The sequence below is a fragment of the Cohnella soli genome, assembly GCF_042655525.1.
Lineage (GTDB): Bacteria > Bacillota > Bacilli > Paenibacillales > Paenibacillaceae > Cohnella > Cohnella soli.
Window position 1 is genome coordinate 236151 of record NZ_JBHSMI010000015.1, and the last position, 13623, is coordinate 249773.

At 52.6% G+C, this 13623-nt stretch carries 8 protein-coding genes; 5 read left to right on the forward strand and 3 right to left on the reverse strand.

Features of this window, described 5'->3' with window-relative positions; all coding sequences use genetic code 11:
* Positions 1-46: 46 nt before the first annotated feature.
* From ACFPOF_RS08960 to recQ, 3 genes are all read left to right on the forward strand, one after another.
* Positions 47-313: a metal-sensitive transcriptional regulator gene (locus tag ACFPOF_RS08960; RefSeq protein ID WP_378131702.1), complete on the forward strand. Its 267-nt coding sequence runs from the start codon at positions 47-49 to the stop codon at positions 311-313.
* 85 nt (positions 314-398) lie between these two features.
* Positions 399-2834, forward strand: coding sequence for an RNA polymerase recycling motor HelD (gene helD, locus ACFPOF_RS08965; protein WP_378131704.1), 2436 nt, complete (start codon positions 399-401; stop codon positions 2832-2834).
* Entirely contained in the window at positions 2827-4641 is a 1815-nt protein-coding gene (gene recQ / locus ACFPOF_RS08970; protein WP_378131706.1) for a DNA helicase RecQ, read from the forward strand. Before helD ends, recQ begins: the two co-directional genes overlap by 8 nt.
* Before the next feature lie 326 nt (positions 4642-4967).
* Here recQ and ACFPOF_RS08975 read toward each other — a convergent pair whose 3' ends face one another.
* Genes ACFPOF_RS08975 through ACFPOF_RS08985 form a run of 3 tightly spaced genes read right to left on the reverse strand, consistent with a single transcriptional unit; the run spans position 4968 to position 7448 of the window.
* On the reverse strand, positions 4968-5576 hold the full coding sequence (locus tag ACFPOF_RS08975; protein ID WP_378131708.1) for a 3'-5' exonuclease: 609 nt from the start codon (positions 5574-5576) through the stop codon (positions 4968-4970).
* A gap of 24 nt (positions 5577-5600) precedes the next feature.
* Positions 5601-6584, reverse strand: a complete 984-nt coding sequence (locus tag ACFPOF_RS08980; protein WP_378131710.1) for a TIGR03943 family putative permease subunit — start codon at positions 6582-6584, stop codon at positions 5601-5603.
* The gene (locus tag ACFPOF_RS08985; RefSeq protein ID WP_378131807.1) at positions 6585-7448 is read right to left on the reverse strand and encodes a permease; all 864 of its coding nucleotides are present in this window, start codon (positions 7446-7448) and stop codon (positions 6585-6587) included. It lies immediately after the preceding gene.
* A gap of 304 nt (positions 7449-7752) precedes the next feature.
* Here ACFPOF_RS08985 and ACFPOF_RS08990 point away from each other — a divergent pair, with 304 nt between their 5' ends.
* Positions 7753-12144, forward strand: a complete 4392-nt coding sequence (locus tag ACFPOF_RS08990) for an S-layer homology domain-containing protein (protein WP_378131712.1) — start codon at positions 7753-7755, stop codon at positions 12142-12144.
* Between the two features lie 402 nt (positions 12145-12546).
* On the forward strand, positions 12547-13110 hold the full coding sequence (locus ACFPOF_RS08995; protein ID WP_378131713.1) for a hypothetical protein: 564 nt from the start codon (positions 12547-12549) through the stop codon (positions 13108-13110).
* Positions 13111-13623 lie beyond the last annotated feature (513 nt).

Consider the following 13623-nt stretch of genomic DNA (forward strand, 5'->3'; position numbering starts at 1 on the left):
ATCTAGGTATGTTGGAAGAGACGACGACAATAGGAGGCAGATCAGGGTGGCTTACGAATACAACGACGATGTCAAGAAAAGGCTGCGGCGTCTGGAAGGCCAAGTCCGCGGCGTGCTGCGGATGATGGAGGAAAGAAAAGATTGCAAGGAAGTCATCACGCAGTTATCGGCTGTACGCAGCGCGGCAGATAGAGCGATCGCCACTATCGTCGCGGAAAATTTGGAGGCGTGCATCGTCGCAGAGCAGCAATCAGGCGGAGACACGAAACGGATGGTCAAGGAAGCGATCGAGTTGCTCGTTAAGAGCAGATAAGACCAAGCCGGCGATATAACATTTTTGCAAAGCTGCCCCGAGCTCTAGATGAGCGTTCGGGGCAGTTTTGTCTGAAGTCGTGACATTGAAATCCGCTAGCGAGCATGATAAAATTCAAGATTACGGAGATTGGCTGTCAGGGGAGTGGGAAGCGATGAGCAACGAAGCGTTGACCCCTCGGGAAGAGGAAGAAGAGCGGCTGCTAACCGTTCTCGAGCAGGTCGGGCGGAGGATGCGCAAGGAGTCTGCTTTGCTCGGCGACCGCCGGGGAGATGTCGTCGGCATTCGCCAAGAGTTCTGGGACGACGTTCGGGTAAACTTCTCGGACTCAACCGAGGTAGGCGAGACGTGGAGCAGTATCATGCAGCAGAAGGAGCTGCTGCTTGAGCGCGAGCGGAGTCATCGTATCGCGACGGAAGTCGTGGATCGGTTGACGAAACAGTTCGATTCGCCATACTTCGCCCGAATCGATTTCAGGGAGAAAGGAATCGGCGACCCGACCGAGGCGATCTATATCGGGCGCGCGTCTCTCGTTGGCGAGGACGGAGAGACGTTTTACGTATACGATTGGAGGGCACCGGTATCGAGTTTGTTTTACGACCATGAGCCGGGTTCTGCGACATACCGCGTTCCGGATGGCTGGATTGAAGGCGAATTGACGTTGAAACGGCAATTCGTTATTCGCGGCGGGCAAATGAAATTTATGTTCGACACGTCTGAGACTGTTGGTGACGAAATTTTGCAAGCGGTACTTTCCGAGGGCTCGGACACCGCAATGAAGAGCATTGTTGCGACGATTCAGAAAGAGCAGAACGTCATCATCCGGGACGAAAAACATAAGATGCTCGTCGTCCAGGGTGCGGCCGGTAGCGGCAAAACGTCCGCCGCGCTGCAGCGCATTGCGTATTTGCTTTATCGGTTCCGCGAGACGCTCGGCCCGAATCAGATCATTCTTTTCTCCCCGAATCCGGTGTTCAAAGGATACATTTCCCGTGTCCTGCCCGACTTGGGCGAGGCGAACATGCGACAGATGACGTTCCGTGAATTGATCGAGGCGAGGCTCGGCCGAAGGTTCGAAGTAGAGGACTTGTTCGCCCAGACCGAAGCGCTGTCGGAAGAAGGCGGCCAGAATGCGGGCGAGACAAGGGAACGGGCGGTTCGATATAAGGGGTCGGAGCATTTCTTTGCCACGGTCGAAAATTATTTGAAGAAACTCGAGAACAGCGGCGTTCGGTTCCGTCCGCTTCGGTTTCGCGGCATATCCATAGTGACGGAAGAGGAGATCGCCGAGAAATTCTATGCGATTCAAGCTTCGGACGGCTTCGGCACACGTTCGGCGAACGTACGGCGCTGGCTGCTGGAGAAGCTGAACGACTGGGTCGAGTCGCAGTTGGATGCCAAATGGGTAGAAGAAGCAGCCGAGCTCGTCGAGATCGAGGATATTCAGCGGGCGTACGTTGACGTTCGCCGCAAGGGCGGTTTCCACGACGAAGTGTTCGACGACGAAGAGCAGATGACCATTCGCCTGCGACGCCGAGTTGCGGAGGATTGCATTGCGCCGCTTGTGAAAGCGGTGCGCAGTTATCGCTTCATCGACGCGCCTGAAGTGTACAGGGATTTATTCGAGAATCGCGGCGTGTTTATGGCATGTGCGCCGGATGGCAAGCTGCCTCCGAATATCGAATGGATGCTCCAACGGATCGACGACTCGTTCGGCCGTAAGATGATCGATCACGAGGATGCGACACCGCTAATGTATATTTCAGAGGCGCTCGAAGGTTTCCGTAAAGTCGAAGACGAGATCCAGCACGTGTTCGTGGACGAGGCGCAAGATTATTCGCCGTTTCAGGCGGCTTATTTGAGACGTCGTTATCTGCGCGCGCGTTTTACCGTGCTCGGGGATTTCAACCAGGCGATCTATTTGCAATCCCAAGATAGCGGTGGATTCGGCGGTTGGACGAGGCTGATGGCGCCGGAGACAACGTCGGTGTTAAAGCTAACGACAAGTTATCGTTCGACGGAGCAGATCGTGGCGTATACGAAAAAGATTTTGTCACAGGAAGACGCTGCGAGCATTACCCCCTTCCATCGGAGTGGCGAGGTGCCACGGTTGACGGTATGCTCGGACGGAGGCTCTCTTGGCGAGAGTGTCGTTGCAGGTATATCCGAACTGTCCGCTCGCGGTTATGGCACGATTGGCATCATTGCCAAAACAGCTCGTGAATCGGGGGACGCTGCCGCTGTATTAAAGGAGCTGCTGCCGGACGAGATTCCGGTGTCGCTTGTCACCGGAGGGGCGGCGCAATTGCCAAAAGGCGTCTCGGTGCTGCCGTCGTATCTAGCCAAAGGCATTGAGTTCGATGCTGTGCTCGTCTGGGACGCTTCCGCGTCGCAATACGGACAGGAGAAAGACCGCAAGTTGCTATACACCGTATGTACGCGAGCGTTGCATGTTTTGCGAGTCTTTGCGATTGGTGAGCCAAGTCCTTGGCTTCCGACTGGAGGTGCGATCGATGGTTAATAAAGCAGCGCTTGATGCGCTGAAAACGTATTACGGCTACGATTCTTTCCGTTCGGGTCAAGGCAAGCTGATCGAAGCGATTCTTGCGGGGCGGGATGTACTTGGTATAATGCCGACGGGAGCAGGCAAATCGATCTGTTATCAGATTCCGGCACTGCTGTTCGACGGTGTTACGATCGTCGTCTCTCCTTTGATTTCCTTAATGAAAGATCAGGTCGATGCTTTGAACTCCGCGGGCATCGAAGCGACCTTCATTAACAGCTCCTTGTCGCTTAAGGAGACGAACGAACGGATGCGTAATGTGGCGGCCGGACATTACAAGTTGCTGTACGTTGCTCCGGAACGACTCGAGTCTGAATATTTCCGTGAGCTCGTGCGTAAGCTCGACGTGCCGCTCATCGCGGTCGACGAAGCGCACTGCGTCTCGCAGTGGGGGCATGATTTTCGCCCGAGCTACATGACGATTGCTTCATTGCTGCGGGAAATCGAGCCGCGGCCGGTCATGGCGGCGTTCACGGCGACGGCTACGGACGTCGTTAAGGATGACATCGTTACCCGGCTTCGCTTGCGCGAGCCGGAGCGCGTGACAACAGGATATGCGCGCGACAACTTAGCATTGTCCGTCGTCAAAAATGCGGACAAGCGCGCTTACGTTGAGCGGTTTATCCGAGAGAGGCCGGATCAGGCGGGCATTATCTATGCTTCGACGAGACGTGAAGTGGAGAGCGTATACACTTTTGTGCGGTCGCTAGGCGTGCCGGTTGGCAAATATCATGCCGGATTGCCGGAAGAGGAGCGGGAAGCGACGCAAGAGGCGTTCCAGCGGGATGACTTGCAGCTCATTGTCGCGACAAATGCGTTTGGTATGGGCATCGATAAGTCCAACGTCCGGTATGTCATCCACAACAACATGCCGAAAAATCTCGAGGCCTATTATCAGGAAGCCGGGCGCGCTGGACGGGACGGCGATCCGGGCGAATGCGTGTTATTGTTCTCGCCGCAAGATGTCGTCACGCAGAAGTTCTTCATCGATCAGAGCGAAGCAGGCGAGGAACGGAAGACGAACGATTATCGACTGCTTAACGAAATGGTGCAATACGTTCATACCGGCGAGTGTTTGCAGCTAACGATTGTCCGTTACTTCGGCGAGGAGAACGGGGAGCGCTGCGGCACGTGCTCGAATTGCTCGGATACGCGCGAGACGACGGATGTGACAATGGAGGCGAAATTTATTTTCGCTTGCGTGTCCGAGATGAAGCAGCGGTTCGGCGTCACGATGACGGCTAAAGTGCTTCGCGGCGCGAACGACGCCAAGATCAAGCAACTCGGATTTGATCGGCTGAGAAGTTACGGCAGATTGCAGGCGGTGCCGGAGAAAAAGCTGACGGGAATTATTCATGGACTTGTCGCGGACGGCTACTTGTCGATGTCCGATTCGCAATATCCGGTCGTTCAATTGACGGAGCGGGTTCTCGGGGTAATGCGCGGAGAAAGCAATGTTTATCAGAAGGTCGAACCGGAGGTTGCTCCAACTGCACGAAGCGGCGGGAGACGGACAGGAGGTTCGTCTTCGGCGGTTGCCGTGTCCAATCCGGCGTTGTTCGATGAGCTGCGCAAGCTGAGAAAGCAGATCGCGGACGAAGAGAGGCTTCCGCCGTTCGTTATCTTCCACGATGCGACGCTTCGCGAGATGTGCGAAGCGATGCCGCGTTCGGAACGCGAGATGAAGAGTGTCAAAGGCGTCGGCGACGGCAAGTTTGCGAAGTACGGCAGTGCGTTCTTGGAGCTCATTCGGAATTATTCATAAGAAGGATACAGAGAAGGAGCCGACTCGTGGGAGTCGGCTCCTTCTCTCTAGGCGTGGTTGCTTGATCTCAGTCGAACTAATGATCCCGCAGACCACTATCAGTCGCTAACCTGGCTAGTTCGCCGGAATAATGATCTCCCAGATCACTATCATCCCCGAAACAAGGCTCACCACAGCAATAATGATCTCCCAGACCACTGTCAGCTCCGAAACCAGGCTCACCACAGCAATAATGATCTCGCAGACCACTAACTGTCGCGAACTCGCGTCCCGTGAGATACGCGAACGCTCATAGACCAACTGAAAATTCAGCCCGCTGCTACCTCCTAGGCATACTTAATCTCCACCGGTACCATATTCGCTTTAGACGGATGCCACTTGGGCATGCCGTATTTTTTCATATAGCCAAGAACATTTATGTAGTTTGATACGCTTTGTTCCTCGTTCATCTTCTCGAGTAGCTTCCAGCAAGCGATGACGTCGTTAAGCGATCGATGAGCGCCTTCAAGTTCGATGCCGTAACGCAGGCACATGTCTTTGAGATTGTGCGGGAACGTGTGGCGTTCTCTTGCGATCGTCAGCGTGTCGAGAAAATCGTTCGGAAACGATCGGTTCGCCAACCGAAGCAGCGTATGGTGCAGGAAGCCGAGGTCGAACATCGCGTTGTGCGCCACAATCGTGCTGTCCCCGATCATTCTATTGAGAATCCGAAATGCCGTTTCTTCATCCATGCCGTTCACGAGGTCGGCGCTCGTAATGCCCGTAATCTCGGTGATTTTGGGTGCGAGCGCCCCTTCGAAACGAATGAGCGTCTGAAACTGGCTGACGATCTCGCCGCCGAAGCAGCGAATGGCCGCGACTTCGATGACGCGGTCGCGTGCCGGGTCCAGCCCGCTCGTCTCGAAATCTAGCACTGTAATATTATCGAGTTTCATGGAGCCCGTATGCCTCCTTGATATTTAGTTGGTCCGGTACACGTAAGGGTCTTTCGGAACTTCGATCTTCTCGTATGCAGTGACGCGGAGCACGGGGATCGTCTGCTTAAACGGCTGGTACAGCTCGGATGTCAGCTTGCCCGTTACATGTATCCAGTCGTCATCGTGCAGTACCGTCCCTTTCGGAAAGTCAACGAGCATCCCGAATACGCCCGAATCCGCCGCGCAGTGAATGAAGCCGAACCGGAACACAAAGTAATGCTCCCCATCCACTTGCTCCCCTTTGTAGGCGAAACCGGTGAAAGACACCGTCCGATTCATGAATTCCCCCGGGAAATTATAGATGACTTCCATGCCTTTCATGAAGAGGTCATCGTTCAGATTGATTTCTTTCATACCGACGATTTCGGCCAATTCCTTGTTTTTCAGCTTGTCGTAGCCTTCCTTGCCGTAGAATACGCTGGAGTCCGGTTTCAGAAATTGGTGCGTGCCCGGGTTTTTGTCCGACATTGCGTCATCCATCCCTTTGAACGAGAAACCTTTCGCTTTTACGAAACTCGAGTCGAGCGTCTGAACCGGGAGGAAGATGCCCGTCACGATTGGAAAAGCGAGAATGAGGTAGCCGACGGCGCGTTTCCATTTGGATTTGGGCTCGTGCGAATGCCCGAACGCGTCGTGATCATGATCGTGGTGGTCATGCTCGTGTGCGTGATCATGGTTTTGCACGTCATTATGATCATGATTTTGCCCATGTGTGTGATCGTGAGTATGGTCGTTGCAGGTAGCGTTCGACGTGGTTCCTGCTTCTGCGGCTTCCAGTCTCTTTTTCTCTGCTTGCTCTACCCGGTACATGCGCACGACCTCAATCGCGCTGAGCAGTAGCAGCAACACGATGGCTGTAACCGACAAATATGCGTACTTGGTGTTGATGTACTTGTTAAGTTGGCCTTGCAGGTGGATGAGAGAAAACATAAGGGCGAAGCCAAACAAGATGTAAAAGCGAATCAATTATACCAACCTCCCAACGATTAAGGAGCCAATGAGCGTAAATAGCGTAACAAGCGCAATCAGCGTGACGACGAATTTGGTGCGGAACGAGCCGAGCAGCATTAGCGTGTTTTTGATGTCGATCATCGGTCCGTACACGAGGAAAGCGGATATCGATCCCATAGAGAAAGTGCTGCGAAACGACGATCCAATGAATGCATCCGCTTCGGAGCAAAGAGACATCGTGAACGCCAGCCCGATCATGATGAGCGAGGCCATTACTTCGTTGCTGCCGAGACGGAGCAGCGTTGACGTTGGAATGAACGTTTGCATACTGGCCGCAATGAAGGCGCCGAGTACGAGATATTTGCCAACGGAGAAAAATTCGTCTACCGCATGCGTGAGCACGTGACCAAGCTTTGGTGCGACAGGCGGCCGAGGTTTGACGGTGGCGGGAACTTCAGACGCGGCGGCGATCTGACGTTCATCTACGCGTAGCGGCAGCTCTGGAAACATCAGCGCGACGCACATGGAAACAGCGAGTGCAACGGCGAATGCCATGCCCGAACGGATCAGGACGACGCGCCAATCGTTGCCGAAGGCAATGTACGTCGCGAACAGGACGATCGGGTTGATGATCGGTCCTGTCAGCATAAAGGCGATGCCGGCGTTCAACGGTACGCCTTTGTTCAACAGACGACGAGTAATTGGTACGATGCCGCATTCGCAAGAAGGAAACAGAATGCCGACGCTGCACCCGAACAACGACGCCAAAAATCGGTTGCGCGGCATGACGCGGGAGATCCATTTTTCAGACACGAACGATTGAATGAAACCCGAGATCAATACGCCGACGAGAACGAACGGGATCGCTTCCATAATCATGCTCAGAAAAATTGTATTCAGTTGGAGGAAAGTTGTCACGAAAACACCTGCTAGATCGATAGAATGGGCAAACCTATGCTATTAAATTAACATATTGCGTCCGGGATTACCTTAAAAAGGTGGGGCGTATCGGTGAACGGGGAGGAGCTGAACAATTTGGTGTTGGCCCGCAATATGAACTCGTAAATAGCAACTCGAACTGCATAGGTCATGTTTTTACATACTCTTCAAGTATTGATGACAGTGAGCTAACAGTTTTGAAATAGTATTTGAAGTGATGTATTCAAAAATCGGGAGGGTTCAAATGAGAACGGGAAAAGCAAGCAAGTGGGTGTCAAGCCTTTGTCTGTTTATCATATCATTCAGTTCGGTGCTAGGGGGATTCGCGGTTGTGCCGACAACTGTGGCAGCCGCGGCAAACTCCCAAACGAATGTGCTGATCAGCCGTTTTTTTACGGCTGGTAATCAACCAAGTTGCACTGGCACCAGTATTAAAAATTATAATTTATACAAGAACGATTTTGTCGAGTTGTATAATCCAACGAATCAGGTGATAGATTTAAGCAATTTCAGTCTCCAATATGGAATTGCGAATGGAACCGCTTGGTCGGCAACGAACCTGACGGGCTCTATTCAACCCCATGGCTATTACATGATCAAAGAAGGGGTGGCGACTACGCCCCCTCCATGTGCTCCTTCTGCTACAGGGGCCAGCGATGTCTCACCATATGATGTCAGCGGTACAATCGATTTGGACAAAGACAGTGGAAAAATCGCGCTGGTCAGCAATAGCACGCTGCTAACTACCGCCAACCCTGATACCGACCCGAATAAGGCGTACGTGCATGATTTCGTCGGATATGGCGTCGTCAATGCTGCAAGAGGGACAGCGGTTGGTTCGGATGGCAACAGCATGAAGCCGTATACATATGTCGTGCGTAAAGCCATTAACCCTGCGGATTCAACAAGTGTTCCGAACTCGACGTACGGAAACGGCTTCAATTCAAATAGTAATTCTATCGATTTTAGTATTTCAGGAACAAGCTCCTCTACGGCTCCCCCTGCCAATCCGGCTGACGCCAGGAGTACAGCCAGCGGGTCTTATCCTCTTAAAGTCTATGTCAATCTGGATGCGGTTAAAAATGAGGTTGATATGGATTCGGCAACAACAGTCGATTCCGCTAATAATGTTGTCTACTTGAATTTGCCGCTGGCAACGGTCAAATCCACTCTGACCGCCAGCGATCTTATTATCGGGAATTTGCCGGCAGGTTTGTCTGTGGCGGCTTCGGCGGATTCTGCCAACAACCGGATCGTACTTACGATCAGCGGAACTGCGCAACCGCCGGTTACACAAGATACTCTTGTTTCAGTCGTAGTCAACAAAAGTGCTGTTGCTACAGGCGAAACAGTTGATTCCGATACGATAAGCTTTAACTTGAAACACTTTAACGCTATGTCGAAAGTTGCGGGAACGGTCGTTCCAGGAGCGGATAAGGTTTCGATGTCCAGCGATACGGCAATTGGGCAAGGGACGTTCTCCCTCCAATTGTCGGATGCAACGCACCTTCGAACGAATACGGACGCGGTGCCTTTTGTTGAAGGCGTCGATTATACGATTAACGGGTTACCTGCAGGACTCACGATTTCGGCATTGCCTGATGCCGCGAACAATCGTATTGATTTTACGGTGGCCAATCCTTCCTCTGTTGCCGTATTTTCCGACGCATCGCTGTCCGTTGTCTTGAAGGGTCATGCGGTCCAGGAAAGCGGCGCGCTCGATTCCGATCCGATTTCCGGCATCTCGATTCTGCGTTACCGCACGGCCGTCGATACTTCCGCTGTACGCAAAGCTTTCGTCGAAACGACAATAAAGGCGGACAACGCCTTTTTCAACGACTATACGACGAAAGCATATAAATACAGCACGTTCGCGAATGCGCACGATCCGTTTACGTTTTTGCGCGCAACGGAGGAAGTTTTCTCGCAAGATTTCGGGTCCGTCCATTTCCCGATCCCTTCCGCGTTGACGGCGTACGACAACTTAAGAACGTATTCGGAAGGCGACGCGCACATTCAGAACGTCGGCATATTCAATAATAACGCGGGAACGCCGGTTTTCGGCTTAAACGATTTCGACGGAGCCGAGATCGACGTGTTTTACAAAGATTTGTTGCGTTTCGTGTCGAGCATGTACGTCGTCCGTTATGATGCTGACTCGACGAACATCGTAAACCTTAGCGATGCCGACGTGCGTTCTGCGGCGAAGCAATTCCTCGACGCTTATAAAAATACGCTAACGAGCATCGCTAACGGCAACACCCCGAAATCCACAGAGCTGACGACCGCTGCGAACGTCCAATCGTATACGGCTTCGGTATTCAACAAAGTGGTTAACGGAAAAACCTACTCAGCTGCGCGTACTTCGCAAGATTCGAAATTTGCAACGGATACTTCGGCGATGCCGACCGATAAATATACAGTTGCGAGCGCTGTCGAGATTCTCGCGATCGAAAGTAGTTGGAACGCTTATGTGCAGCAAATTGCGGGCAACTCGGCCAGTTTTGCGGCGATCGGTTCCCCTGCGGATATCAATAGCTATTTCAAGATCAAATCGATCGTGCATCGCATCAAACAAGGGCAAGGCAGCATTGGCGTCGACCGGTATAACGTGGTTATCGAAGGTCCGACGACAGTTGACAGCGACGACATCATCCTCGACGTGAAGCAGCAGCGCCGAGACGCCGCACTATCCAAGCAAGCTTACCAGGCAATGGTTCCGAACCCGGATGCCTATCTGGGCGTGCTCAACGCGATGGGGAAATCGTACTTGATACGCGAGATCTCGCCGTTCAAAGGCGACTATACGAAAAAGACATTTACGGGCTTAAGCGATTTTAGCCAGTATGTCTATGACGCCGGCAGAGCTTTCGCCTACATGCAAGCTTACTCCACGTCCGAGGCGACCGCTGGCGGCTTGACCCCTAACTTCGAACAGGCATTTATCAGCAATATCGCGTCGAATTGGGATGCGCTTGAGCAGTCAATTTTGAACGCCGGCGAAGATTACGCGAAACAAATCGTGGCGGACTACAATTTGGTCGTCTCCGATATGACGTCAGGCAAATTGATCGACATCGCGGATCTGAAAGGCCTCGTGCTGAGTCAGAGGACGCTCTCGCCATCTTTTGCTTCCAACGTTCTTAATTATACGGTACAAGTTCCAAGCGACACGGCTTCGCTGAAAGTAACGGCTACCGCCGAGGATCCTCACGCGACGCTTTTCATCAACGATTCATCCGCTGTATTGGGGCAAGAGAAGAGCATTGACTTGAAGGAAACCGGCGACACCGTAATCCCGGTCGTTGTGACTGCAGAAGACGGAACCACGTCGAAACCATACCAGATTACCGTTAACCGGGCGGTAGACACCTTACCGATAACGAGCATCGCGGTGACGGGCGCTGGCAACGCGTCCACGATCACAACGAACGGCGGCACGTTGCAGATGAGTGCGGCGGTGCTTCCGGCGAACGCAACGGATGCAACCGTCACGTGGTCAGTAACGAACGGAACCGGCAGCGCGACAATCAGCAACATGGGTCTGTTGACGGCCGCCGGCAACGGAACGGTAACTGTCACGGCAACGGCCCATGACGGTTCGGGCGTTACGGGCACGAAAGTGATTACGATTACGGGACAAACGGCACCAACTGTACCGGTAACGGGTATTACCGTCACCGGCGCAAACAACGCCACGACGATCGCAACGAACGGCGGTACGCTGCAGATGAGTGCGGCAGTTACGCCGAGCAATGCGACGGACCAAGTAGTCGTATGGAGTGTTGCGAACGGAACCGGCAGCGCGACAATTAGCAACACGGGTCTGTTGACGGCCGCCGGCAACGGAACGGTAACTGTCACGGCGACGGCGCATGACGGATCGGGCGTTACGGGCACGAAAGTGATTACGATTACGGGTCAGACGACGTACGTACCTACGCCAACACCGACACCGACGCCGACGCCGACACCGACACCGACACCGACGCCAACACCGAAGCCTGATCCTGGTAAGCTAGCGTTTAACGATCAAATCGTGAATGAAATTCTTGTAAAGGACAAAATCATCAAGGCGATCAAAGACGCTCCCCAAAAAACGTTTAATGACGTGCCTAACACGCTGTGGAGCGCTATTGCCATTAATATCGCCACTCAAATCGGCTTCACAAACGGCTATAAAGACGGCACCTTCCACGCGAATGCGAATGTCAGCCGGGCGGAATTCGCGGCTATGCTTGTAAAAGCACTGAGTCTTCAGGCGAACGGGCAAAATAATTTTACTGATACGAAGGGTCATTGGGCTGCCGAAGCGATCAACGCATTGAAGTCGCATGGAATCGTGAGCGGCTATGGAGACGGTACGTTTAAGCCGGAGCAGAAAATTTCCAGGGCTGAGATGGTGGCTATGCTCGCGAAAGTGATGATTCTGAGCCAAGCGGGTACGGACGCCAAATTTAGCGATGTTCATGGCCATTGGGCTGAACAGACTATTAACGCCTTTGCGAAAGCAGGGGTCGCAACCGGCGATGGCTCGGGCGAGTTCAAGCCTAACGCGAATGCGTCAAGAGCGGAAGCAGTCGTCATGATCCTCCGCGTACTGAATGTTTCCCTGAATCTAGGGCTTTCTATCTAACAGACGAACGATAAAATACGGTAGATGCTGCTCACTCAGTGTCTGCCGTATTTTCGTTGTCATTAATCAAGCTAGCCAATGGGAAATGCATTCCGAACCCCAAGCCCATCACCACGCGCATTCTGAGCTATTATTCGCCGCAGAGACGTTGCTCGCTGTCGCACTACTGGAACTGAACAAAGAAAAAACGAGTGATGATGAAGGCTACACCCACGGCGAAATGGTTCGTGGCCTTTTCCATACTCGTTGCCAGAGCCTTGTTTTGGCCGCTGAACGATTGTAATAACCGCACAAATCAAACTGCAACGGGTCATTTTTATTTTCAGCTTACATTACAAAGGGGTTCCGCTAACAAATGACCTGTACACTGGGAGCAATCAACCATAACAGGGAGTGTACAGAGTGAATAAATCGGCGAAGCAAATCTTGTTTTTCGTCTCAACGATTGCCATATTGGCGGCGATGTTGCTACCCGGAGCGGCATCGGCAGTTCCGGATTCGATGACGTTTCCAGGTACGCCTTACAGTGGGAACGGAGCTTTCGACGAGAATGACGGTTACGACGTCACTATGTCTCATACCAACGTTATTGGCGCATCCGATTTGGCTACTACAAGCTCTCATACTCCTTTGACAATCACGACGTCGTCGCTTGAGTCAGGGACTACCGGTAAAGCTTATTCAGCAACATTATCGGTGACCGGGGGAACGGGGCCCTATACGTTCTTGGCAACGGGGCTGCCTAGCGGATTAACGATGAGCCCGGAAGGTGTCATTAGCGGTTCGACAACGGAGACGGGCAATCTATTTGTTGATGTGCAAGTAACGGATAGCGCGTCTTCTCCGGTGACGAAGGCAAGAACTTTTTCCCTCATGATGAATGAAGCGTCAGTCGGAGCGGTAGCGCTTAAAGTACCAGAGGGTGATGCGTTCCTAGCCGATTCAGTCGGTGTTACGTATCCGTGATGGAGATACATATGTACAGAGAATCAAGAGATAGATGAAATTATCTATAGATGAGAGTGTTCAGAGTAAATTTATCGATCCCAAAAAGCTTGTCCTCTGCTTTATCGCTTACAATACTCGCAGGCAAATTGTTTACCGGAGTAGCTGCCGCGATCCAGCGCCGACGGTATAGCGGGTATGCCGTACGATTCGAATAGCGCTTATGACGTTACGGTCCCTCACGTTGTGATTAATCAGGGGAATTTAGGAAACACTGGCTCCATGAACGGTTCTGTCAATGCGAAGATAAAACGGGAACGGACGGTACTGCGGTAGCGACGACGTTCGGCGTTATTCGCAAGTTATGCGGCGGGTTACGCGAGCGCGGCACAGCAAGCGGGTCTGATCAGCGGCAGACCGATTTCAGGGCAATCCGGTGTCGCATTCGCTCCGAAAGTTTATGCGACACGTGCGGAAACGGCTAAAATATTGGCGATACTGATGCAGGCAATGTTAAATAGAGTTAACCTAATC

Excerpts from the sequence above, each read along its gene's own strand:
- recQ (WP_378131706.1), top strand. The coding sequence starts at position 2,827 with ATGGTTAATAAAGCAGCGCTTGATGCGCTGAAAACGTATTACGGCTAC.
- ACFPOF_RS08975 (WP_378131708.1), bottom strand. The coding sequence starts at position 5,576 with ATGAAACTCGATAATATTACAGTGCTAGATTTCGAGACGAGCGGGCTG.
- ACFPOF_RS08985 (WP_378131807.1), bottom strand. The coding sequence starts at position 7,448 with ATGATTATGGAAGCGATCCCGTTCGTTCTCGTCGGCGTATTGATCTCG.
- ACFPOF_RS08990 (WP_378131712.1), top strand. The coding sequence starts at position 7,753 with ATGAGAACGGGAAAAGCAAGCAAGTGGGTGTCAAGCCTTTGTCTGTTT.